Source organism: Pseudomonas sp. FW305-3-2-15-E-TSA4 (assembly GCF_058787295.1).
In genome coordinates this window covers 19022-43019 of sequence record NZ_JBYSZP010000025.1, presented here as the reverse complement: position 1 = coordinate 43019, position 23998 = coordinate 19022, and the positions used below count along the sequence as shown (strand labels likewise).

The following is a 23998-nucleotide window of genomic DNA, read 5'->3' as shown; positions in this document are numbered from 1 at the left end:
GTCGGCGCACACTTTCAGAACCCCCCAATCAGTTCCCTCTCCCTTTGGGAGAGGGTTAGGGTGAGGGTTTGGCGTTCTTGAGGGTTAACCCTCTTCCAGCCACCAACGCAACGGCTTGCCTTCGGCCGGCCAGAAGCGCATCTGCTCGATCGGCGAGATGTCCCAGCGCTCAACGCCTTGCAGCGCCTGCAGGAAGCGTTGTTCCTGCTCCATCAGCGCCGGCGCGCAGAGTTTGCGGGTCTTGCCGATCGGGCCGAAGCTCAGCTTGTCACCTTCGAGGGTGTACGGCGCGAACCAGTGGTTGCAACCGCCGTTGCCATATGCGCGACCATCGTCACCGAGGGTCACGGTCAGATGGCTGTAATCCATCAATGGCCGCTCGCCGATCCACTCCAGAATGTAGCTGCGGTTCTGTTGCAATTGCACAGGCTCTGCGGCGCAGCCCACCAGAGCGGCACCGACCAGCAGCGGCAGGGCAAGGCGTTTCATCACGCAGGCTCCTGGCATTTCGGGCACAGGTGCTTGTCGCCGACGGCTTTCCAGCCCAGCTCGGCGATGCGCGCCGTGGCGGCCGGTTTCTCGGCGGTCTTGCCCAGCTTGGCGTCCACGGCAAACTCGAAGTTCAGCTCTTTGGCGCAGCTGTCGCAGTTGACCTGCCAGGTGTGGATCGCCAGTTCGCCGAAGACCGGGCCGGTGGTCATCGCGGTCCATTGGCCCGGCGGATTGATCAGGTGGCGCACGGTGTCGACGGTCAGGCGCATGGACAAGTCCTTGCTGCCTTTGAGGGTGACCAACAGGACGTCACCGTTGCGGATCGAGCCACCGTTGCCGGTGACCTGATAGCGGCCCGGTACGAGGGCGCGGCATTCGGTGAGGGTGTGTTGCGGGTTCATCAGGGTGTAGCGGAAATCGTGTTCGACCATGGGTCCTCCAAATCTGCGCGACATGCTAGCACGGGCTGGATTGCAGGATGGCGTACGCGTGCGACCTTCGATCCGGTTCAAATCCTCCGGCGCTCATGGCAAACTGCCGCCCTTCACTCTGAGGGAACGGAACATGGCGCTGATCGAATGTTATGAATGCAAGCGGAGCATCAGCTCGGAAGCCAAGGCGTGCATTCATTGTGGTGCTCCGATGGCGCAGCAGCACGAGCACACACCGGCGCAAGCCGCCGCTGCGACGATTTCATTTGGCAGCCTGCCGCGCAACAAATCCGTGCCTGAAGCCTTCGTCCCGGCGCCAGCCCCGGAGCCTGCGCCGAAAGTCACACCGGCCGCGCTCGGTCGCCGCCGTCGGCAACCGGAACCCGCACCTCAACTTCAGCCCAACGCCGACGGTTCGCGGCCAGTGGAAGGCTGGTTGAAGATCATGGTGTTCCTGCTACCGATGGTCTTCGTCTGGTTCCTGCTGCGTAACGGTCATTCGATGAAGCAGCGCTTTTTCGGTTTTGGCTGGCTGGCGTTGCTGATCCTGGCCTCGTCGCTGTCGCCGAAGTAAACCGGCAAGCCTTCAACCTTCGACCTGGTTCTGCGGCGCACCTGCAGCCCAGGTCGCGATGTTGTGCAGGGTGGTCGCGGCAATCGCGCCCAGCGCTTCATGGGTCAGAAACGCCTGATGCGCGGTGATGATCACGTTCGGGAAGGTCAGCAGCCGCGCCAATACGTCGTCCTGCAACGGCAAGTCGCTGCGATCCTCGAAAAACAGCTGCGCCTCTTCTTCATACACATCCAGTCCCAGATAGCCCAGTTGGCCGTCCTTCAAGGCGTCGATCAGCGCTGGCGTGTCGACCAGGCCGCCGCGTCCGGTGTTGATCAACATCGCCCCCGGTTGCAGGTGTGCCAGTGACTCGCGGTTGATCAAGTGTTTGCTTTGCGCGTTGAGCGGGCAATGCAGGCTGATGATTCGTGACTGCGCGAGCAGCTCCGGCAGACTCAGGTAACGTGCGCCCAGCGCCACGACCTCAGGGTTTGGGTACGGGTCGTAGGCCAGCAATTGGCAACCGAAACCGTACATGATTTTCGCGAACGTCGCGCCGATCTGCCCGGTGCCGACGATGCCCACGGTCTTGCCCACCAGATCGAAACCCGTCAGGCCGTGCAGCGTGAAATCGCCTTCGCGGGTGCGGTTGTAGGCGCGGTGCAGGCGTCGGTTGAGTGCCAGAATCAGCGCCACCGCGTGTTCGGCCACCGCATGTGGCGAGTAGGCCGGTACCCGCACCACGGCCAGCCCGAGGCGTTTTGCCGCGAGCAGATCAACATGGTTGTAGCCCGCCGAGCGCAGGGCGATCAGCCGTGTGCCACCGGCGGCGAGGCGCTCCAGCACCGGCGCACTGAGGTCGTCATTGATGAAGGCGCAGACCACCTCGTGCTGCTCGGCCAGGGCGGCGGTGTCGAGACTGAGCCGGGCCGGCTGAAAGTGCAGTTCCAGCCCGGCCGGGCATTCGGCGCCGAGGAAGCTGTCGCGGTCATAGGTCTGGCTGCTGAAAACGAGCGTGCGCATGAATTCCTCCTGGAACGGGGTGGCGAGTCAGCGTTGACGGCCACCACTTTAACGGCAGATGCCGCTGCCGGCATTGCCGTGGATCAGGCGCTGATCCTGGCTTGCGTCGCGAGTCGATTGATCGCCCGCTCCAGTTCTTCCAGCGCCACCACTGCCTTCGGATCGCCCTGTTTGAGCAGGGTTTCACTGCGCTGACAGGCCGCGCGTAACTGCGGCACGCCACAATATCGGGTCGCACCGTGCAGGCGATGCACGCGCTCGATCAGTGCATTCTGATCCCGGGCTTCACTGGCGGCACGAATGGCTTCGCGGTCAGCCTCCAGCGAGGCGAGCAACATGGCCAGCATGTCGGCTGCCAGATCGGCCTTGCCGGCGGCCAGACGCAAGCCTTCTTCGTGGTCGAGCACCGGCAACTCATTGCCACCCGCCGCGCTGTCGCTGGCCCGTTCCGTTCCTTGATTGCGCAAGGCCAGACCGGTCCACTTCAGCACCACTTGCGCCAGTTGCCGCTCGCTGATCGGTTTGGTCAGGTAGTCGTCCATGCCGCTTTGCAGCAAGGCGCGTTTTTCGTTGGCCATGGCGTGGGCGGTGAGGGCGACGATCGGCAGCGGTGTGCTATGCCGTTCGCTTTCCCACTGACGGATGGTTTCGGTGGTCTGGCGTCCGTCCATGCCCGGCATCTGTACGTCCATCAGCACCAGATCGAAGGATTCGCTCTGCACCGCTTTGACTGCTGCGTAGCCGCTTTCCACGGCCAGAACCTTGGCGCCCATGTCTTCGAGCAGGGTCTGCACCAGCAACAGGTTGGCCGGGTTGTCGTCGACGCACAGCACTTTCGGCGCGCGGCTCGACAGCGGCTCACCCGGCTCGTTGCGCGGCTGGCGTGGATTGGCCAGATCGGCCAACGCCCGACGCAGTTTGCGCGTGCAGGCTGGTTTGGCTTGCAGCTGGCTGTGCGGGTTGGGCACCGAGAGATGGAACAGCGTCTGTTCGGTGGTCGGGCACAGTACCAGCACTTTGCAACCGAGGTGTTCGAGATCCCAGATGTGCTGGTTCAGGCGCTCCGGGAGCATGTCGTTGCTGGTGATGCCGAGCACCGCAAGGTCGATCGCCTGATCGGTCTGGTGCGCGCCGGTGACGCCGTTGGTCAGGCTCTCCAGCGTATTGAACGGCGTGACGTCGAGGCCGCAGTCTTCCAGTTGATGCTGCAGGGCCTGACGAGCCAGTTCGTGATTTTCCAGCACCGCCACGCGACGCCCGAGCAGTGGCGGGCCTGGCAGGTCTTCGCTGTCGTCGCGGGTTTTCGGCAGGCTCAGGCTGATCCAGAATTCCGAGCCTTCGCCCGGGGTGCTGTCGACGCCGATTTCACCACCCATCTGTTCGATCAGACGCTTGGAGATCACCAGACCCAGACCGGTACCGCCGGGTTGGCGCGACAGCGAGTTGTCGGCCTGACTGAAGGCCTGGAACAACGCGCGCACGTCCTGACTCGACAGGCCGATGCCGGTGTCCTGAATGCTGATGCGCAACTGCACGCTGTCTTCGTGTTCTTCTTCAAGCATGGCGCGGGCGACGATGGTGCCTTCGCGGGTGAATTTGATCGCGTTGCTGACCAGGTTGGTGAGGATCTGCTTGAGGCGCAGCGGGTCGCCGACCAGTGACAGCGGCGTGTCGCGATAGACCAGACTCACCAGCTCCAACTGCTTGGCGTGGGCTGCCGGGGCCAGGATGGTCAGGGTGTCCTGCAGCAGATCGCGCAGGTTGAACGGGATATGGTCGAGCACCAGTTTGCCGGCCTCGATCTTCGAGAAATCGAGGATCTCGTTGATGATCCCCAGCAGGCTGTCAGCGGACTTCTCGATGGTGCCCAGATAGTCGAGCTGGCGCGGGGTCAGTTCGCTTTTCTGCAACAGATGCGTGAAACCGAGAATGCCGTTGAGCGGCGTGCGGATCTCGTGGCTCATGTTGGCGAGGAACTCGGATTTGATCCGGCTCGCCTCCAGTGCTTCTTTGCGCGCCAGGTCCAGTTCGATGTTCTGGATCTCGATGGTTTCCAGATTCTGCCGCACGTCTTCGGTGGCCTGATCGACGCTGTGCTGCAGTTCTTCGCGAGCGTTCTGCAGGGTGCCGGCCATGCGGTTGATGCCCGAGGCGAGCTCGTCCAGTTCCTGACTGCCGAGCGGTGGCAGGCGGGTTTCCAGATGACCGTCCTTGAGCTGGGCAACCGCCTGTTTGATCTGGCTCAGCGGGCGGTTGATGGTGCGGCCCATGCGCAACGCGAGCAGGGCCGCGCCCGCCAGACCGGCGGCAATCAACAGCAGGCTGGCAAACAGGCTGCGATAACCGCGCAGCAGCATGCCGTTGTGCGACAGCTCCAGTTCGACCCAGCCGAGCAGACGGTCTGATTCTTCGGGGATCAGATCACCAGCGAGGTTGCGATGCTTGCCGAACACCGGCATCAGGTAACGGGTGGCGTCATTGCCGCTGCGCCGTTGCAGTTGTGCACTGTCACCGCTGGGCGCCTGATTGAGCATGGTCGGGCCGGCGTGCGCCAGCGGTGTGCGGTCGGGGGCGAGGAAGGTGACGGCGCGCACGTCGGGTTGTTCGAGGGACTGGGTGGCGATGCGTTCGAGCAGATCGGTGTTGCCGTGGCCCATGGCGGGCGCCACCAGCGGCGCCAGTTGTTCGGCGATCATTTCACCGCGCTGCATCAATTGGGTCTGCAAATCGGACTGTTGCATCCAGGTGAAATAGCCACCGAGCACCAACGCCATCAGGCTGGTGGGCAACAGGGTCAGCAACAACACGCGACCTTTGATTCCCAGTTTCTTGAGCACACCCATCTCCTGCATCCCGCTGAACTGTTGACTCGCACGTGCGTCCGGCACGCGACATTGGCGCAGTGTAGCGATTTGCAGGCGGGCAATCTTCGGAAAAATCATGTCGCCATTGGTCGGCGCGGCCTGGCGCGTTTGTCCGGCCGGTCAAGCTTGGGTTGCCCGATGGCGGGCAATCTTGAATAATCGGCCAACTGAGAATTATTAGCAGATACTCATGACTCCTGTTTCCACCGACCTGCCACGCATTCTCGCCATTGAGGACGACCCGGTGCTGGGCGCCTATGTTCACGAGCATCTGGGCCGCAGCGGCTTTGCGGTGACCTGGTGCCAGAACGGTCAGGAAGGGCTGAACATTGCGCGTCACCAGCCGTTCGACGTGGTGCTGATGGACATTCTGCTGCCGGGGCTCGACGGCCTGAAGGTGCTGACGCAATTGCGCCAGAGCCATTCGACGCCGGTGCTGCTGATGTCGGCGCTGGGCGCCGAGGCCGATCGCATCAGCGGTTTTCGCCTGGGCGCCGATGATTACCTGCCCAAGCCGTTCAGCATGGCCGAGCTGCATGTACGGATCGAGGCGATCCTGCGCCGGGTGGCGCTGGATCGGCGCCCGGCAGCGATTGCCCCGGCTACGATCCACGGCGCGCTGCGTTTCGACGACGAACAGTGCGAAGTCTTCTATAACGCACAAGCCGCCGGCCTGACCCGCAGCGAATACCGTCTGCTGGAAACCCTCAATCGCAACGACGAAGAAGTGCTGAGCAAGGCCTTCCTTTATCAGCATGTGCTGCAACGCGGCTACGCGGCCCACGACCGCAGCCTTGACATGCACATCAGCCAGATCCGCCGCAAACTCAAGGCCATCGGTTACCTCGAACGGGAAGTGCGCACGGTGTGGGGCAAGGGTTATGTGCTGAGTGCCACCGATGAAAGTCTCTGACCTGCCGGGGCGGCATTCGCTGTTCTGGAAACTGGCGTGTCTGCTGGTAGCGTTCTGTCTGTTGATGATCTGGCTGAGCTGGTCCTGGGGCCGCTACATGGAAGAGCGCAACCAGTATCTCTCCGACGAGGCGCGCGGCACCCTCAGCCGCTATGCCGGCGAAGCCGAGCGCGCGTGGCAGCGCGGTGAGCGTGACGGGGTCGATAACTGGTTGCAGAGCATGGAGCTGCGCGAAGCCGCCTGGGTCGGGGTGATCGACCGCAATCTGCAGTCGTTGAGCAGCGATCCGCTGGATGAACAGGAAATCCAGCACCTGACCTTTTTGCGCGGCCTCGACTGGCCGATCCACAAGAAGGGCCGGCCGTGGCTGCGCGTACCGTTTCCGCAGAATCCGTCCGCCGGCAGTCTGGTGATCGAGTTGCCCGAGCGCTTCCTGCCGGGGAAATACCGGGTGTTCTGGCGGGTGATCACCAACGGGGTGATTCCGGGGCTGTTCACTCTGTTGCTGTGTGTCGGCCTGTATCGCTTGCTGGTGGTGCCGCTGAACAATCTACGCAAGCAGGCCAATGCGTGGCGTGCCGACCAATTGAATGTGCGTCTGTCGAGCGGCATTACCCAGCGCCCGGACGAACTCGGTGAACTGGCGCGGGCCTTCGATTCAATGTCCGAACGCCTGCAATCCACCGTCGCCCTGCAACAGCAATTGCTGCGCGACCTGTCCCATGAACTGCGCACGCCGCTGAGCCGGCTGCGGGTGGCCAGTGAAAGCGAACAGGATCTACGGCAACTGCGCGAGCGCATCAGCCGTGAAGTCGACGGCATGCAACGACTGGTCGAAGACACCCTGCAACTGGCGTGGCTCGACACCGAGCGTGCGCCGCTGCCGGACGAGGCGATCCAGATTCAGGCCTTGTGGGAAATGCTCACCGACAATGCCTGTTATGAAAGCGGCTGGCCGAGCCTGCAATTGCAGTGCGCGGTGCCGGCGTCGTGCTGGGTGCGCGGCAACCTCAATACTTTGGCGCAGGCGCTGGAGAACATCCTGCGCAACGCCATTCGGCATTCGCCCGAGGGCGGCATCGTGCGCCTCGATGGACGGCGTGACGGCGATTACTGGCATTTATGGCTGGAGGATCAGGGCGGCGGGGTGGCCGAGGGCGATCTGCAACGGATCTTCTCACCCTTCACCCGCCTCGACGGCTCGCGTCCGGGGGATGGTGGTTTTGGACTGGGGTTGAGCATTGCGAGGAATGCGGTGCAGCGTCAGGGTGGGATGGTGTGGGCGGAGAATGGTGGGGCGGGGTTGCGCTTGAATTTGCGCCTGGTGGCTGACGATGATGTCGCATCGACTGATGCTATCGCGAGCAGGCTCGCTCCTACACTGGAACTCGTTTCGCCACCGAACGTGTGAACAACGCAGATCTCCTGTAGGAGTGAGCCTGCTCGCGATGGGGAATTTCGCTTCACCACTGTAAGCCAGTGCGGGAGGGATCTCGTATTTTTGTACGACCTTTCCTAAGGGAGTTTATCGACGTTTTAACCCGTTCTTGACCGTTTACTCTCGGGGCTCCGCTCGTCCTCAAGGAACTGGTCATGACTGCAACTGACATCCCCGGCAATACCTCCGATAACCGTTTCAATGAAGTACTGGCGCTGATTCAGAACGCCAGGCAGCAAGCCGTGCAAGCAGTAAATACTCAACTGATCGAGTTGTACTGGCAGGTGGGGGGTTACATCAGCCGCAAGATCGCTCGCGCTGAGTGGGGCGATGCGGTGGTTAGGCAACTGGCCGAACATCTGGCTCGAACGCAGCCAGGGCTGCGTGGGTTTACCCGTTCGAACTTGTTCCGCATGTGCCAGTTCTACGAGACTTATCACGCTGAAGAAAAAGTCGCACCACTGGTGCGACAATTGTCTTGGTCTCACAATTTGATCATTCTCAGCCAAAGCAAACGTTCAGAAGAACGCGAGTTCTACGTCCGCATGGCAATTCAGGAAAAGTGGTCAAAGCGCGAACTCGAACGCCAACTCAAGGCTGCGCTCTTCGAACGCAGCATCACCCAGCCCGCAAAGGCTTCTGCTGTCCTCAAACAGACTCATCCCGCCGCACTCGAGATCTTCCGTGACGCCTACATGGTCGAATTTCTCGACCTGCCCGGCGTACACGCCGAGACCGATCTGCACCAAGGTTTGCTGGGGCGACTGAAGGAGTTTCTGATCGAGTTGGGGCGCGATTTCTGCTTCGTCGGCTCGGAGTATCCGGTACAAGTTGGCGGCCGTGATTTCGCCCTTGATCTGCTGTTCTTCCATCGTGGGCTCAACTGTCTTGTCGCCATCGAGCTCAAGGTCGGACGTTTTGAACCTGAATATCTGGGCAAACTGAATTTCTACCTTGAAGCGCTGGATCGCGGTGTTCGCAAACCTCACGAGAATCCGGCCATCGGTGTATTGCTTTGCGCCAGCAAGGAGGACGAGGTCGTCGAATATGCCCTCAATCGCAGCTTGTCTGCGGCGCTGATCGCGGAATATCAGGTGCAGTTGCCAGACAAACAATTGCTGCAAGCCAAATTGCACGAGTTCTATGCCATGAATGTCGCAGGGGAAGAGGAAGGCTGAGCCATCTGCTTATTCCCAGAAACCATAAGCACCGCACTTTGCGTGATATGGCCTGCGAACGTTTGCCGGTATGATAGGCGCCCCCGCACGTCTGGATTGCGAATACGCCATGACCCTGCAGTACCCAACCATCGCCGATTGCGTCGGCAACACTCCGCTGGTGCGTTTGCAGCGCCTGCCCGGTGCCACCAGCAACACCCTATTGCTCAAGCTCGAAGGGAACAACCCGGCGGGTTCGGTCAAGGATCGTCCGGCGCTGTCGATGATCACCCGTGCCGAACTGCGCGGGCAGATCCACGCCGGTGACACGCTGATCGAAGCGACCTCGGGCAACACCGGGATTGCGCTGGCGATGGCCGCCGCGATCAAGGGTTACAAGATGATCCTGATCATGCCGGACAACTCCAGTGCCGAACGTAAAGCGGCGATGACCGCTTACGGTGCCGAGCTGATTCTGGTCAGTCAGGAAGAGGGCATGGAAGGCGCTCGCGATCTCGCCCAGCGGATGGAAGCCGAAGGCCGTGGCAAGGTGCTCGATCAGTTCGCCAACGGCGACAACCCTGAAGCGCACTACACCACCACCGGCCCGGAAATCTGGCGTCAGACCCAGGGCACCATCACCCATTTCGTCAGTTCGATGGGCACCACCGGCACCATCATGGGCGTCTCGCGCTACTTGAAAGAGCAGAGCGACAGCGTGCAGATCATCGGGCTGCAACCGATGGAAGGCTCGGCCATTCCCGGTATCCGTCGCTGGCCGCAGGAATACCTGCCGAAGATCTATCAGGCCGACCGCGTCGACCGCATTGTCGACATGGCGCAAAGCGAAGCCGAGGACGTCACCCGGCGTCTGGCCCGCGAAGAAGGCATCTTCTGTGGCGTGTCCTCGGGCGGTGCGGTGGCAGCGATGCTGCGCCTGTCCAAAGAAGTTGAAAACGCGGTGATCGTCGCGATCATTTGCGACCGTGGCGACCGTTATCTGTCGACCGGCATTTTCGACGCGCCCAACTGATGGCCAAGCACGAGAGAGGCCTGCGCTTCCAGCCCACCGGCGGCAGCAAGGCCGCGCAAATTCCGACCGGCAAAAAACAGCGCTTGAACATCGAGCGCCTGGCCAATGACGGTCGCGGCATCGCGTTTTTCGAAGGCAAAACCTGGTTCGTCCTCGGCGCCCTCGCCGGTGAAGAGGTCGAGGCGCGGGTGCTTGGCGCCCGCGGCAAAGTGGTCGAAGCGCGCACCGAGCGCGTGTTCAAGGCCAGCGAATTGCGTCGCCCGGCAGCCTGTCAGCATGCCGGCCGCTGCGGCGGGTGCAGCGTGCAGCATTTGCCCCACACCGAACAGCTTGCCCTGAAACAGCGCATGCTCGCCGAGCAGCTGTCGAAGGTTGCCGGGGTCGCGCCTGACGAATGGGCTGCGCCGTTGACTGGCCCGGAATTCGGCTATCGCCGCCGCGCGCGGATCGCCGTGCGCTGGGACATGAAAGCCAAGCAGCTTGAAGTCGGTTTCCGCGCTGCCGGCAGTCAGGACATCGTCGCCATCAACGAATGCCCGGTGCTGGTACAGCCCTTGCAACCGATCATGACCCGTTTGCCGGAGATGCTCCGTCGTTTGAGCAAACCGCAAGCGCTGGGGCACGTCGAGTTGTTCAGTGGTTCTTCGCTGGCGGTGTTGTTGCGACACATGGCGCCGTTGTCTGAAGCCGACCTGACGATCCTCAAGGAATTCTGCCAGTTCCATGAAGCGCAACTGTGGCTGCATGGCGACGGCGAGCCGCAACCGGTGGATGCCACGCAGTCGCTGGGTTATCGCCTGGAGCAGTGCGATCTGGATCTGGCCTGGCGCCCGGGGGATTTCATTCAGGTCAACGCCGGGGTCAATGAGGCGATGGTCGCGCAGGCGCTGGACTGGCTGAAGCCGACCGGTGACGAGCGGGTACTCGACCTGTTCTGCGGTCTGGGCAACTTCGCCTTGCCGCTGGCCAAAAGCGTGCGCGAAGTGGTGGCGGTGGAGGGCGTGCAGACCATGGTCGACCGCGCCGCTGCGAATGCCGCTAGCAACAATTTGCATAACACAAAGTTTTTTCAAGCCGATTTATCCCAGCCTTTGACCGATGCTCAGTGGATCGGAAACGGCTTTTCTGCGGTACTCTTGGACCCACCGCGTGACGGTGCTTTCGAGGTGGTGCGCAAGCTCGCGACCCTGGGTGCCAAACGGTTGGTGTATGTATCGTGCAACCCTGCAACTCTGGCGCGCGATACGGTCGAATTGATCAGGCAGGGCTACCGGTTAAAACGTGCCGGGATTCTCGATATGTTTCCTCAGACGGCACATGTCGAGGCCATGGCGTTATTTGAAGCGAGCCAGGATGGCTCGTCTGAATCCGTCTGACCTGTCTGGGCGGCGCTCGCTTTAGCCCCGCGAGCGCATACGGGCGTTGAGGGTCAGCGATTTGACGCATTGAATCTGCGTCGTAGGGAAGGTAAAGCAGCATGGTACAGGTGAGAGCACACCAGCCGATCAACACTGACGGCAGTATCAATCTCGAGGCTTGGCTCGATCACGCGGTCAGTGTCGACATGGCACTGGATCGCGAAGCCTTGAAAGAAGCCTGCGAGTTCGCTCGCGAGGCCGAACAGCAGTCCAATGCCAAGAAGAATCTGTGGGCCGAAGGCTCCGGCAGTTTCAGCACGGGACTGGAGATCGCCGAGATCCTCGCCGACCTCAAACTCGATCAGGATTCGCTGGTCGCGGCGGTGCTGTATCGCGGCGTCCGCGAAGGTCAGATCGAACTCGCGGCGGTCAGCCAGCGCTTCGGTCCCGTCGTGGCCAAACTGATCGACGGCGTGCAGCGCATGGCGGCAATCAGTGCCAGCCTCAGCCCGCGCCAGTCGATGGTGATGGGCACTCAGGGCCAGGTGGAAAACCTGCGCAAGATGCTGGTGGCGATGGTCGACGACGTTCGTGTCGCGCTGATCAAACTGGCCGAACGTACCTGCGCCATTCGCGCGGTGAAAACCGCTGACGACGAGAAGCGCAACCGCGTCGCCCGGGAAGTCTTCGACATCTATGCGCCGCTCGCGCACCGGCTCGGCATCGGTCATATCAAGTGGGAGCTGGAGGACTTGTCCTTCCGTTACCTGGAACCCGATCAATACAAACAGATCGCCAAGCTGCTCCATGAGCGGCGGCTGGACCGTGAGCGGTTCATCAGCGATGTGATGACCCAGCTCAAGGACGAATTGCAGGCCACCGGCGTCGACGCCGACATCAGCGGCCGGGCGAAACACATCTATTCGATCTGGCGCAAAATGCAGCGCAAGGGTCTGGAATTCAGCCAGATCTACGACGTGCGTGCGGTGCGCGTGCTGGTGCCGGAAATGCGCGACTGCTACACCGCGCTCGGCATCGTCCACACCCTGTGGCGGCACATCCCGAAGGAATTCGACGACTACATCGCCAACCCGAAAGAGAACGGCTACCGCTCGCTGCACACCGCGGTAATCGGTCCGGAAGGCAAGGTGCTGGAAGTGCAGATCCGTACGCACTCGATGCACGAAGAGGCCGAACTCGGCGTCTGCGCGCACTGGCGCTACAAGGGCACCGACGTCAAATCCGGCTCGAACCACTACGAAGAGAAAATCTCCTGGCTGCGGCAGGTGCTCGAATGGCACGAAGAGCTGGGCGACATCGGTGGTCTGGCCGAACAGCTGCGCGTCGATATCGAACCGGACCGGGTCTACATCTTCACCCCGGACGGTCATGCCATCGACTTGCCGAAGGGCGCGACGCCGCTGGACTTCGCCTATCGCGTGCACACCGAAATCGGGCACAACTGCCGTGGCGCGAAGATCAACGGGCGGATCGTGCCGCTCAACTACAGCCTGCAGACCGGTGAACAGGTCGAGATCATCACCAGCAAGCACGGTACGCCGAGCCGCGACTGGCTGAACCCGAACCTGGGTTACGTCACCACCTCGCGGGCGCGGGCGAAGATCGTTCACTGGTTCAAGTTACAGGCCCGTGACCAGAACGTCGCGGCCGGTAAAACCCTGATCGAGCGCGAACTCAATCGCCTCGGTCTGCCGGCGGTGGACTTCGACAAGCTGGCCGAAAAGGCCAACATGAAAACCGCCGAAGACATGTTCGCCGCCCTCGGTGCCGGCGACTTGCGTCTGGCGCAACTGGTCAACCTGGCGCAGCAACTGGTCGAGCCGGAGCGTGGCAACGAACAGCTGGAGTTGATCCCGCGCAAAGCTACCGGTTACAAGCCGGGCAAGCGCGGCGACATCCAGATCCAGGGCGTCGGCAATCTGATGACGCAGATGGCCGGCTGCTGCCAGCCGCTGCCGGGCGACGCGATTGTCGGCTACATCACCCAGGGTCGCGGCGTGAGCATTCACCGGCAGGACTGCGCCTCGGTGCTGCAACTGGGCGGGCGCGAGCCGGAGCGGATCATCCAGGTCAGCTGGGGCCCGGTGCCGGTGCTCACCTATCCGGTGGACATCGTCATCCGCGCCTACGACCGTTCCGGTCTGCTGCGGGACGTCTCGCAGGTGCTGCTCAACGAGCGGATCAACGTGCTGGCGGTCAACACCCGCTCGAACAAGGAAGACAACACTGCGTTGATGTCGCTGACCATCGAGATTCCCGGGCTGGATGCGCTGGGGCGCTTGCTGGGGCGGATTTCGCAGTTGCCGAACATCATCGAGACGCGGCGTAACCGTACCCCGTGAAGATGGCTTCGTTCGAAGGTGGGAGCGGGCTTGCTCGCGAAGAGGGCGTGTCAGTCGATATTTGCGCTGAATGACACACCGCATTCGCGAGCAAGCCCGCTCCCACATTGGTTTTGTGTAGAGGCATGACAGATGTATTCACTTGAAGACCTGCTCCACCTGATGAACCGTCTGCGCGACCCGCAGTACGGTTGCCCGTGGGACATCAAGCAAACCTACGCGACCATCGTCCCGCACACCCTCGAAGAAGCCTACGAAGTGGCCGACGCCATCGAGCGGGGCGACTTCGATCACTTGCAGGGCGAACTGGGCGATCTGCTGTTTCAGGTGGTTTATTACAGCCAGTTGGCCAAGGAAGAAGGGCGCTTCGAATTCGCCGGGGTGATCGACAGCATCACCCGCAAGCTGATCCGCCGCCATCCGCACGTGTTCCCCACCGGCGATCTGTATGCGCCGCTGGACGTACCATGCCTGAGCGAAGAGCAGGTCAAGCAGCGCTGGGAAGAGATCAAGGCCGAAGAACGCGCCGAGAAATCCGCCGCGCCCGAGCAGCTGTCACTGCTCGATGATGTACCTGCCGCGCTGCCGGCACTGTCGCGTTCGGCCAAGTTGCAAAAGCGTGCCGGGCAGGTCGGTTTCGACTGGCCGGATGCGTTGCCGGTGCTGGACAAAGTGCGCGAAGAGCTCGATGAAGTGCTCGAAGCCATGTCCGAAAACGATCCGCAAGCGGTGGCCGACGAGATCGGCGATCTGCTGTTTTCCGTGGTCAATCTGGCCCGGCACCTGAAGGTCGATCCGGAAACCGCGCTGCGTGGCGCCAACGCCAAGTTTGAAAGACGTTTCCGTTTTATCGAACAGGCATTGCGCGACACCCGTCGTCCCATGGAAGATTGCACCCTCGAAGAGTTGGACGCCCTGTGGGGTGAAGCCAAACGTCAGGAAAAGAATTTGCCCAGCTGCGGCTGAGCCGTTGCCCAAGTGAGTAAGCATTAATGAGCCTTTCCCTTCGCGACCAGTTGCTCAAAGCAGGTCTGGTCAACCAAAAGCAGGCCAAGCAGGTCAGCAAAGACAAGCAGAAGCAACAGCGTCTGGCCCACAAAGGGCAGGCCGAGCTGGATGATTCGCAGCAGCGCGCCGCTCAGGAAGCCATGGCCGAGAAGGTCAAGCGCGACCAGGAGTTGAACCGTCAGCAGCAGGAGAAAGCCGAGGCCAAGGCCCGTGCCGCGCAGGTCAAACAGTTGATCGAAGTCTCGCGTCTGCCGAAGCTGACCACTGAGGACTACTACAACTTCGTCGACGACAAGAAGGTCAAGCGCATCTCGGTCAATACGCTGATGCGCAACAAGCTCAGCAGCGGCTCGCTGGCGATCGTGCACCATGCCGGCGGCTACGAAGTGATCCCTCGTGAAGCGGCCCTGAAGATCCAGGAGCGCGACCCGCAACGTATCGTGCAGCTCAACGTGCAGACCGAAGAGGTCAATGCCGAGGACGATCCGTACGCGGCCTATCAGATCCCGGATGACCTGATGTGGTAAACCGATAAAGCTGTAATAACGACAAACCCCGCTCATGGCGGGGTTTGTCGTTTTCAATGCTGTGGTTGCTTCAGGCGGATTTCAGATCCCGCTGCTGTTCCTGCAGTTCAAGTTCGGCCTTGTAGTTGTGGGCGTCGATCTCGTTGTGGAACATGCCGACCAGCAAGTCTTGTTGATGCACATCCCAGATGCGGATACCGGCGGCTACGCCTTCGTGGGACATGTGTGAATCGTCGCGTTCAGTTACTTTTACAGTCATCTGCTAGCTCCAAATCTCAAGTTATCTGCAGCAAGGCGTGTGCAGGACTCTTTTATATGATTTGTTAGCTTGCTAAGTAAACGCTTGATTTGCGCAAGGTGTTGTTGCGGTTTTTGCAACAGTGCTGCAGCCCGCGTAATCCGCGACATTCGGTCGCAGGGCGGGAAGTTTCATGACAGAAGTTTCATTTTCAGAAGCTCAGCAAGTCCACTTGTGGGAGCGAGCCTGCTCGCGAATTCGGTGGGTCAGATGATGAGAGGGTGGCTGGAATATCGCATTCGCGAGCAGGCTCGCTCCCACAGGGTTTTACGGTTAACTGCCATTTATTTCAGGCAAAAAAACGCCCCGAACCAGTCGGGGCGTTTTCATGTGTGGCTCAGCAGCGGGGGCTTACTTGCCTTCCCAGCGCTTGAGCACCAGCGTGGCGTTGGTGCCGCCGAAGCCGAAGCTGTTGCTCATCACGGTGTTGATGGTGGCGTTTTCGCGGGTCTTGGTCAGCACCGGCAGATCGGCCACTTCAGGGTCCAGTTCGTCGATGTTGGCGGAACCGGCAATGAAGTTGCCTTCCATCATCAGCATGCAGTAGATCGCTTCGTGAACGCCGGCGGCGCCCAGGGAGTGACCGGACAGGCTCTTGGTCGAGCTGATTGCTGGAGCCTTGTCGCCGAACACTTCACGCACACCTTTCATTTCCGCGACGTCGCCAACCGGAGTCGAGGTGCCGTGGGTGTTCAGGTAGTCGATCGGGGTGTCGACGGTGGACATTGCCATCTGCATGCAGCGGATCGCGCCTTCGCCACTTGGGGCAACCATGTCGTAGCCGTCGGACGTTGCGCCGTAGCCAACGATTTCAGCGTAGATCTTGGCGCCACGGGCCAGAGCGTGTTCCAGCTCTTCAACCACGACCATGCCGCCACCGCCAGCGATGACGAAACCGTCACGGTCGGCGTCGTAGGCGCGGGAGGCTTGTTCCGGGGTGTCGTTGCGCTTGCTGGACAGGGCGCCCATCGCGTCGAACAGGAACGACTGGCTCCAGTGCTCTTCTTCACCGCCACCGGCGAAGACGATGTCCTGCTTGCCCATCTGGATCTGTTCCATGGCGGTACCGATGCAGTGAGCACTGGTGGCGCAGGCAGAAGCGATGGAGTAGTTCAGGCCCTTGATCTTGAACGGCGTGGCCAGGCACGCGGAAACGGTGCTGCTCATGGTCCGCGTTACACGGTATGGGCCAACGCGTTTCACGCCTTTCTCGCGCAGGATGTCCAGCGCTTCCATCTGGTTCAGAGTCGACGCGCCGCCCGAGCCGGCGATCAGGCCGGTACGCGGGTTGGACACTTGCTCTTCGGTCAGGCCGGAGTCAGTGATCGCGTCTTTCATGGCCAGGTAGGCGTAAGCCGCTGCGTGGCCGACGAAACGATAGATCTTGCGATCGATCAGTTCTTCAAGGTTGAGGTCGATGGAGCCGGAAACCTGGCTACGCAGACCCATTTCAGCATATTCCGGGTTGAACCGGATGCCAGGGCGGCTTGCACGCAGGTTAGCGGAGACGGTCTCTTTGTCATTGCCCAGGCACGAAACAATGCCCAGACCAGTGATAACGACGCGGCGCATGCGAATAACCCTTAGAAGTTGTCAGTGGAGGTGAACACGCCGACGCGAAGGCCTTCGGCGGTGTAGATTTCGCGACCGTCGACAGTCACCGAACCGTCGGCGATGGCCAGGTTCAGCTTGCCCTTGAGGACGCGTTTGATATGAATGTTGTAGGTGACTTTCTTGGCGGTCGGCAGGACCTGGCCGAAGAATTTCACTTCGCCCGAACCCAGCGCACGGCCACGGCCCGGCAGGCCTTGCCAGCCCAGGAAGAAGCCGACCAGTTGCCACATGGCGTCCAGACCCAGGCAGCCCGGCATCACCGGATCGCCCTCGAAGTGGCACGCGAAGAACCACAGGTCAGGGTTGATATCCAGCTCGGCGACCAATTCACCTTTGCCGTACTTGCCGCCTTCTTCGCTGATCAGGGTGATGCGATCCACCATCAGCATGTTCGGGGCGGGCAGTTGCGCGTTACCTGGGCCGAACAGCTCACCGCGACTGCAGCGCAGCAGGTCTTCCCGAGTAAAGGCGTTTTGTTTGGTCATGCGAGCTCCTCAATAATCCCATGCGGCAGGTGGGGCAAAACTTCCCGGCCGATCGACGCGTTCATGCCTCGTACCGGCAGCCTACTCATAGACTATTGCGTTGTGGTGAAAGTCACAGCACCAAGGACATGAATGTACACTTGTGCACTGAAATTTTTATTCAAGCCTCTTTTGAGGCTCGTTCGGGTGCCTAAGACTGCCGCACTTTCGCTTTTCACGCCAGTCGCAGATGGTCGAAAAACCGTCACTACTGCACCCAGCGCTGCAGAATCTGTTGTAGGTCATTGCGTTTGAACGGCTTGGCCAGGTAATCGTTCATGCCCGCCGACAGACAGGTTTCGCGGTCGCCCTGCAACGCGTTGGCGGTCAGCGCGATGATCGGCACCTCGCGGCGTCCGGGCAGTTGGCGGATCTGCCGAGTCGCCTCGTAACCGTCGATGATCGGCAGGCGGCAGTCCATCAGAATCACTTCGAAATCATTGCCTTCGGCGCTGCGCACCGCTTGCGCGCCATCGGTGGCGACGCTGACAGTAAAGCCGAGGCTGCGCAGCATGGCTTCGATGACCGTCTGGTTGACCGGGTTGTCCTCCACCAGCAACACATTGCGCCCCTCACCATGCCCGTTGCCATTGGCCGCGCGCGGTGCAGCCAGTTGCGGCAACGTCTGCTTATATAAGGCCAGCGGGATTTCCAGAGTGAACACCGATCCCAGGCCTTCTTCGCTTTGCGCGCGCAACGTCCCGCCCATGCGTTCGGCCAGGGTGCGGGCGATCGGCAAGCCGAGGCCGGTGCCGCCATAGCGCCGGGAAATCGAACTGTCGGCCTGCTGGAACGCATTGAACATCAACTCCAGACTTTCCGAGGAGATACCGATGCCACTGTCGCGCACCGAACAGGTGAACCACAGCAACTCGTGATCCAGCGACTGCCACTGCGCCTCGATGCTGACCCGGCCACGCTCGGTGAACTTCAACGCGTTGCCCACCAGGTTGACCAGAATCTGCCGGATCCGCGTCGGGTCGCCCTGCACCTGCAAGGCGCGCATGTCCTCGGGGATCCGCAGATTCAGGTCCAGGCCACGCTGCACCGCGCTGTGCTGGAACGACTGGGCACACGCGCCGATCAGGTCGGCGAGGTTGAATGGAATGTGCTCAAGCTCCAGTTCCGAGCGTTCGATCCGCGAGAAGTCGAGGATGTCATTGATGACTTTCAGCAGGTGTTCGGTCGACTCGGAAGCCAGCGCCGCGTACTCGATCTGCTCCTCGGTCATGTCGGTGGTTTCCAGCAACTGCAACATGCCCAGCACGCCGTTCATGGGGGTGCGCAGTTCGTGGCTCATCATCGCCAGGAAATCGGATTTGGCATTGTTGGCTTTTTCCGCTTCCTCGCGGGTCTGGATCAGTTGCGCCATCGCCTGATGCTGTTCGCGGCTGGCCTGCTCCAGTGCCTGGGCGAGGTTGTTGATGTGCTGCGACAGCGCGCCCAACTCGGTGTCATCGACGATCGGCAGCGGAGTCTTGTAGTCGCCTTGCTGAATCGCCTTGACCGCGTTGCCGATATCGCGAATCGGCGCTGACAGACTGCCGGCCAGACGCCGCGCCAGAACAAAGGTGAAGAGCAGGGCAAACAACGCCAGGATCCCAGCCTTGAACAGAATTTCCTGTTGGCGCTGACTGAAGGCATCGTTGGACAGACCGACGATTACCCGGCCCAGGTAATCCTCGCTGGTCACGTTGTTGCTGGCTTTGGCGTCGTGGAAAAAATCGCTGTTGAGGGCGATTCGTTGCAGGCGCACCGGGGCCTGGAACACCTCGACCTGATGCGGGCGGTTGTGCGCATCGGCGGCTTGCTCAACGTAGGCCAGAATCCGGTTGGCGCTGTCCTGCACTTCCAGAAAGCGCACGTTCGGTGTGGCCAGGGTCGCTTTGAGCAGGCTTTCCAGCACTTCGTTGTTGCCGGAAATCACTCCGTACTCGGTGGCAGGCGCCAGTTGGTTGGCGATCAGTTGCCCGGTGTGATTGAGCTCCTGACGTAAATCCTGAATTCGCACGAAGGTAAAGAAACTGATCAGCAGCAGCGTGAGTAGCAGGGCCGGGCCGAGGCTGATCAATTGCGTGCGGGTGTTGATGTCCCAGCGGCGACGCAGATTCATGGGTGGCTTTCTCCTTCAGCCAACTGGCGGGCAACAGACGCTTCATCGATTGGCTCGATACCCAGGGAACGAGCGACCTGCACATTACTTGAGACCTTGAAGCGATCGGGGTAGAGCGTGCGCGGCCACGTCGCCGGCGGGCGATCGAGCAACTGGTCAAGGATCGCCAGCCAGTCGGGCTGATCGCTGTAAGTGCTGGCGAGGCTGCCGGCGCGCACGAACGCCGCGTTCGGCCCGACCAGCGCCACTTGCCGGGAGTAACTGCTGAGCAACAGGTTTTTCGCGGTTTTCGGGTTGTACAGATCGGGATCGTCAAGGCCCAGCAACACATCACTGTTTCTCAGCACGCTTTGCAACGGACGACTGTCCTGAGTGTTGTCCCAACGCTGGCTGACGATTTGCAGATTCAGCGGCGCTGCGGCCTGGTGCAGCTCCTTGAGCAGGAATTCGCTGTGTTGGTCGAACAGCACGCCGACCCGGCGCGCCTGCGGCAGAATCCGCCGAATCAGTTGCAGTTGCCGCCCCAGCGGCGGGTCGCTCCACAGCAGACTCAAGTGCGGCGGTTGTGCGCCACCCAGGCGTTGCCGCGCTTGCAGTCGGCTGATGCGCAACACCAGCGTCGCCGGGCCCTGGGGCTCCTGCAGGCGCCAGTCGAGGCTGGGCAGGTCGAGCAGAATCATCCGCAGATTGCTCGGCAACTTGCCCGGCGCCGGCAGGCTGGCCAGCGGCTGGAACCGCACGTTGTCGGTGGGACGCAGCTCGCTCAGGGCCTGGACGAAGGCTTGCACCCCGGGGCTTTCTTCGGCGCCGGTCAACAGAATATCGGCGGCTTGCACCGCCACGCCGTGCAGCCACGCGGTCAAAAACAGACAGACACCCGCCAGCCAGTGGCCAAGGGTTGGCGTCTTGTTTGGCGTGGCGTAGCGCACCCTAGAACTCCAGCTCGGCGCTGAAGTACAGCACCCGGCGTTCGTCGTAATTGTTGTCGACGAAAGTGGTCGGTTCATTGTCGAGCCGCTGCTGCAGCACGCCGGCCAGTTGCAGTTGTGCCTTGCCCAGCGGGATGCGTTTGGCGATGCGCGTGTCGACGCGCTCGAAGCGGTAGCCGTTGAGCGCGTTGTCGCCGTAATAGAACAGCGCGCTGTTCCAGCCGTGGCCCCAATCACGCAGCCAGCCGGCAGAACCGCTGTTGCGCGAGGTGAATTGCTGATCCAGCGGATTGCTCGCTTCGGCGTCGACGAAAGCGTAAGTGAAGCGCAGGCGATCGATCATGCTCAGGCGCCAGTCGAGCTGGGTTTCGCTGCCGCGAAAGCGTGAGCTGTTGGCGTTGCTGGCGATGTACTGGTTGTTGCGCAGCGGCTCGCTGATCATCCCGGTGATTTCGTCGTAGAACAGCTTCACGTCCACAGCCAGCCCCAGCTCGGCGAAATAGCCGTTGTAGCCCAGTTCGCGCGAGCGCATGTGCTCCTGATCGAGATTGCCCGGGCCACGGGTCTTGACGAAGTAGCGCGCCGAAGACTGACCATAGGCGGACGGCCGCAGGTTGCTCACCTGATAGCTCCAGTTGACGTTGTTCTCGAACATGTCCGGCGAGCGGATCGCCTCGGAGTACACCGCGCGCAGGCCATGGCGTGGGTTGATCAGGTAGTTGACGGCGAATCGCGGCGTCAGCGAACTGCCGATCAATTGGGTGTTTTCGAACATGGCGCCACCCTGCAACAGCCAGTGTTCACTGGCGCGCCACTCCAGTTGGCCGAACGCGCGCCAGGTGGTGTCGTCCAGCGTGCCGTTGAAGTAGGTCTCGGAGTCGGCCCGGTCGTAACGATAGTTCAGGCCGCTGACCAGTCGCAGGTTGTCGGACAGACTGAGGGTGTCCTGCAATTCGAGGTCGTAGCGTGATTCGCGGGCGCTTTGATCGATGTCGCCACACAAGGTCTGGCTGGCACCGTTGCGCCATTGATCCAGCACTTGATTGGCCAAGGCCATTTCCTGTGGCGTTCCGGCTTCCGGGCCGGGGCCGGTGAAGCGGGTGATGTTGCGCGCCAGGCGTTCGGTGTAATTCGGGTTGAGCTGCCACAGTTGGGTCAGTTGCGGGCTGAACGATACTTCGGCATCACAGGCGCGCCACACTTGCTGGCGATCCCAGTGCTGGGCCGAACCTTGTATATAAAGGCTGTGTTCGGGATTGATGTCGAGATTCCAGCGCACCGAGCCGGCGTAATCCTTGGCGACCACGTCGGAATTGTTCCCGGCAGCGGTAATCCCCGAGAACACAGGGCGGTAGGTGTAGGGCCGCTGGTTACTGCCGTCCTTCGCGTTGATTTGCCAGTCGAGGCTCTGGTTGTCGCTCAGGGTCTGGCTGACGCCGAGGCTGAAGCGGTTCAAGCGGCGGCTGTCACGGTAATCGGCGCCGGTGCGGTCGCTGTCAAAACCGTCGTCTTCCTGGCCGGACAACGACAGACGCAGGTCGCCGCCATTCCAGCCCGTGCCCTGGCTGGCATAGAAATCGTTGATGCCGCGCTGGCCTCGGGTGACCTTCAGGCGCGTGCCGTGGCTGTCCGCCGGGTTGCGGGTGATGATGTTGACCACCGCCATCAGCGCGTTGGCGCCGTAGCTGACGGTGTTCGGCCCACGGAAAACCTCGATGCGCTCGATGTCTTCCATGGCCACCGGAATGTCACTCCAGTCCACCGTGGCCAGGCCTGCGCGGTACACCGAGCGGCCATCGATCAGCACCTGCATGCGCCGCGCTTCACTGGCATTGGTCCCGTGATAATTGACCGCCGCCTGATTGCCGCTGATGTTGCCGACCATCATCCCCGGCACCAGCCGCAGCAACTCGCTGATGTCCCGCGCGCCGCTGGCGTTGATCAGCTCACTGTCAAGCACGGTCATGCTCCCCGGCACTTCCGCCGGTGTCTGTTTCAGGCGCGTAGCCGTCAGCACCTGCGGCAGCGTTTCGCTGTCGACAAACAGGTCGTCCGCCTGCAACACCGGGCTGAACAGCAGCGCCAGCAGCAGTGACGAACGCGAGGGGGGAGAGCCAAAAGACACGGCACGGCCTTGATCGCAAAGAATTGGCGCGCATGTTAACCGAGGACAGTGACTTTTCCAGTCACGATGCGGGCATTTTCCTCGGCTTTATTGGTCTTCTTCCTACAAGTGTCGGTAATTGACGCAGGGGCTGGCCGCGCTCCGGCCGCCCCGTATAATGCCGGCATCGCCACTGGTATGGATTAACGGATTGCATATGACTGAACAGCGCCCGATTGCGGTCCTGGGAGGCGGAAGTTTTGGTACCGCCGTGGCCAATCTATTGGCCGAGAACGGCCATCAAGTCCGGCAGTGGATGCGTGACCCCGAGCAGGCCGAGGCCATCCGGGTCAACCGCGAGAATCCGCGTTACCTCAAAGGCATCAAGATTCTGCCGGGAGTGACTGCGGTCACTGACCTGCAGGCCACCCTCGATGCCTGCGAGCTGTGCTTCGTCGCGCTGCCCTCGAGCGCATTGCGCACGGTGCTGGCCGCCCACGCCGAGCGCCTGAGCGGCAAGATGCTGGTCAGCCTGACCAAGGGCATCGAAGCCCACACCTTCAAACTGATGAGTCAGATCCTCGAAGAGATCGCCCCGCAGGCGCGCATCGGCGTGCTGTCCGGGCCGAACCTGGCGCGGGAGATCGCTGAACACGCGCTGACCGCCACCGTGGTCGCCAGCGAAGACGAAGAACTCTGCAAAGCGGTACAGGCTGCGTTGCATGGTCGCACCTTCCGCGTTTACGCCAGTGCTGACCGTTTCGGTGTCGAACTGGGCGGGGCGTTGAAAAACGTTTACGCGATCATCGCCGGCATGGCGGTGGCGCTGGAGATGGGCGAGAACACCAAGAGCATGCTGATCACTCGCGCCCTGGCCGAGATGACCCGGTTCGCGGTGAACCAGGGTGCCAACCCGATGACTTTCCTCGGTCTGGCCGGGGTCGGTGATCTGATCGTCACCTGCTCGTCGCCGAAGAGCCGCAACTACCAGGTCGGGTTTGCCCTCGGTCAGGGCTTGAGCCTTGATGAAGCAGTGTCGCGTCTGGGCGAAGTCGCCGAAGGCGTGAACACCCTGAAGGTGCTCAAGGCCAAGTCCCAGGAGGTTGGCGTGTACATGCCGCTGGTCGCCGGGCTGCATGCGATTCTGTTTGAGGGACGCACGCTGGAGCAGGTAATCGGTCTACTGATGCGTGCCGAGCCGAAAACCGACGTCGACTTTATTTCCACCAGCGGTTTCAACTGATTCAACAGGAAGC

General features: G+C 61.5%; 20 protein-coding genes. 10 read left to right on the top strand and 10 right to left on the bottom strand.

All coding sequences use genetic code 11. The features are described 5' to 3' along the window. Positions 1 to 84: 84 nt before the first annotated feature. Both AC3WMV_RS26330 and AC3WMV_RS26325 read right to left on the bottom strand, forming a co-directional pair. Entirely contained in the window at positions 85 to 489 is a 405-nt protein-coding gene (locus tag AC3WMV_RS26330) for an META domain-containing protein (RefSeq protein WP_098965082.1), read from the bottom strand. Continuing rightward, the gene (locus tag AC3WMV_RS26325) at positions 489 to 923 is read right to left on the bottom strand and encodes a hypothetical protein (RefSeq protein WP_025112952.1); all 435 of its coding nucleotides are present in this window, start codon (positions 921 to 923) and stop codon (positions 489 to 491) included. The genes AC3WMV_RS26330 and AC3WMV_RS26325 overlap by 1 nt, the downstream gene beginning before the upstream one ends. 133 nt (positions 924 to 1056) lie before the next feature. Between AC3WMV_RS26325 and AC3WMV_RS26320 the strand changes: the two genes are divergently transcribed. Beyond that, a complete protein-coding gene (locus AC3WMV_RS26320) occupies positions 1057 to 1497 on the top strand; it encodes a hypothetical protein (protein ID WP_103368748.1) in 441 nt (146 codons plus the stop codon). 12 nt (positions 1498 to 1509) lie between these two features. Here the strand turns inward: AC3WMV_RS26320 and AC3WMV_RS26315 are convergent, their stop codons facing one another. After that, positions 1510 to 2499 carry a 2-hydroxyacid dehydrogenase gene (locus AC3WMV_RS26315; RefSeq protein WP_103368747.1) on the bottom strand — a complete coding sequence of 330 codons (990 nt, stop codon included), beginning with the start codon at positions 2497 to 2499 and terminating at the stop codon, positions 1510 to 1512. An 83-nt stretch (positions 2500 to 2582) separates the two neighbouring features. After that, positions 2583 to 5336, bottom strand: a complete 2754-nt coding sequence (locus AC3WMV_RS26310) for a response regulator (RefSeq protein WP_027612300.1) — start codon at positions 5334 to 5336, stop codon at positions 2583 to 2585. Positions 5337 to 5553: 217 nt separating this feature from the next. Here AC3WMV_RS26310 and AC3WMV_RS26305 point away from each other — a divergent pair, with 217 nt between their 5' ends. The 8 genes from AC3WMV_RS26305 to AC3WMV_RS26270 all read left to right on the top strand — a co-directional run bounded on the left by AC3WMV_RS26305 (position 5554) and on the right by AC3WMV_RS26270 (position 15160). Continuing rightward, positions 5554 to 6276 carry a response regulator transcription factor gene (locus AC3WMV_RS26305; RefSeq protein WP_103368746.1) on the top strand — a complete coding sequence of 241 codons (723 nt, stop codon included), beginning with the start codon at positions 5554 to 5556 and terminating at the stop codon, positions 6274 to 6276. After that, complete coding sequence (locus AC3WMV_RS26300; RefSeq protein WP_103368745.1) at positions 6263 to 7687, top strand: sensor histidine kinase; 1425 nt, start codon at positions 6263 to 6265, stop codon at positions 7685 to 7687. The genes AC3WMV_RS26305 and AC3WMV_RS26300 overlap by 14 nt, the downstream gene beginning before the upstream one ends. Before the next feature lie 182 nt (positions 7688 to 7869). Further along, positions 7870 to 8892, top strand: a complete 1023-nt coding sequence (locus AC3WMV_RS26295) for a PDDEXK nuclease domain-containing protein (RefSeq protein WP_103368744.1) — start codon at positions 7870 to 7872, stop codon at positions 8890 to 8892. 109 nt (positions 8893 to 9001) lie between these two features. Next, on the top strand, positions 9002 to 9904 hold the full coding sequence (gene cysM, locus AC3WMV_RS26290) for a cysteine synthase CysM (protein WP_027612303.1): 903 nt from the start codon (positions 9002 to 9004) through the stop codon (positions 9902 to 9904). Beyond that, a complete protein-coding gene (rlmD, locus tag AC3WMV_RS26285) occupies positions 9904 to 11280 on the top strand; it encodes a 23S rRNA (uracil(1939)-C(5))-methyltransferase RlmD (RefSeq protein WP_097088503.1) in 1377 nt (458 codons plus the stop codon). The genes cysM and rlmD overlap by 1 nt, the downstream gene beginning before the upstream one ends. 101 nt (positions 11281 to 11381) lie before the next feature. Next, positions 11382 to 13625: a GTP diphosphokinase gene (gene relA / locus AC3WMV_RS26280; protein ID WP_103368743.1), complete on the top strand. Its 2244-nt coding sequence runs from the start codon at positions 11382 to 11384 to the stop codon at positions 13623 to 13625. A gap of 132 nt (positions 13626 to 13757) precedes the next feature. Next, the gene (mazG, locus tag AC3WMV_RS26275; RefSeq protein ID WP_103368742.1) at positions 13758 to 14591 is read left to right on the top strand and encodes a nucleoside triphosphate pyrophosphohydrolase; all 834 of its coding nucleotides are present in this window, start codon (positions 13758 to 13760) and stop codon (positions 14589 to 14591) included. A 26-nt stretch (positions 14592 to 14617) separates the two neighbouring features. Then, positions 14618 to 15160, top strand: coding sequence for a DUF2058 domain-containing protein (locus tag AC3WMV_RS26270; protein ID WP_007968960.1), 543 nt, complete (start codon positions 14618 to 14620; stop codon positions 15158 to 15160). 70 nt (positions 15161 to 15230) lie between these two features. Here the strand turns inward: AC3WMV_RS26270 and AC3WMV_RS26265 are convergent, their stop codons facing one another. The 6 genes from AC3WMV_RS26265 to AC3WMV_RS26240 form a co-directional block, all read right to left on the bottom strand. Further along, a complete protein-coding gene (locus AC3WMV_RS26265) occupies positions 15231 to 15419 on the bottom strand; it encodes a hypothetical protein (RefSeq protein ID WP_095137166.1) in 189 nt (62 codons plus the stop codon). A 390-nt stretch (positions 15420 to 15809) separates the two neighbouring features. Further along, a complete protein-coding gene (fabB, locus tag AC3WMV_RS26260; RefSeq protein WP_007968959.1) occupies positions 15810 to 17030 on the bottom strand; it encodes a beta-ketoacyl-ACP synthase I in 1221 nt (406 codons plus the stop codon). Between the two features lie 11 nt (positions 17031 to 17041). After that, complete coding sequence (fabA, locus tag AC3WMV_RS26255; RefSeq protein WP_003227150.1) at positions 17042 to 17557, bottom strand: 3-hydroxyacyl-[acyl-carrier-protein] dehydratase FabA; 516 nt, start codon at positions 17555 to 17557, stop codon at positions 17042 to 17044. A 247-nt stretch (positions 17558 to 17804) separates the two neighbouring features. After that, positions 17805 to 19709 carry a response regulator gene (locus tag AC3WMV_RS26250; protein ID WP_103368741.1) on the bottom strand — a complete coding sequence of 635 codons (1905 nt, stop codon included), beginning with the start codon at positions 19707 to 19709 and terminating at the stop codon, positions 17805 to 17807. Next, positions 19706 to 20638: an ABC transporter substrate-binding protein gene (locus tag AC3WMV_RS26245; RefSeq protein ID WP_103368740.1), complete on the bottom strand. Its 933-nt coding sequence runs from the start codon at positions 20636 to 20638 to the stop codon at positions 19706 to 19708. Before AC3WMV_RS26245 ends, AC3WMV_RS26250 begins: the two co-directional genes overlap by 4 nt. A gap of 1 nt (position 20639) precedes the next feature. Beyond that, complete coding sequence (locus tag AC3WMV_RS26240) at positions 20640 to 22763, bottom strand: TonB-dependent receptor plug domain-containing protein (protein WP_103368739.1); 2124 nt, start codon at positions 22761 to 22763, stop codon at positions 20640 to 20642. 196 nt (positions 22764 to 22959) lie between these two features. Here AC3WMV_RS26240 and AC3WMV_RS26235 point away from each other — a divergent pair, with 196 nt between their 5' ends. After that, entirely contained in the window at positions 22960 to 23985 is a 1026-nt protein-coding gene (locus tag AC3WMV_RS26235; RefSeq protein WP_027612311.1) for an NAD(P)H-dependent glycerol-3-phosphate dehydrogenase, read from the top strand. Positions 23986 to 23998 lie beyond the last annotated feature (13 nt).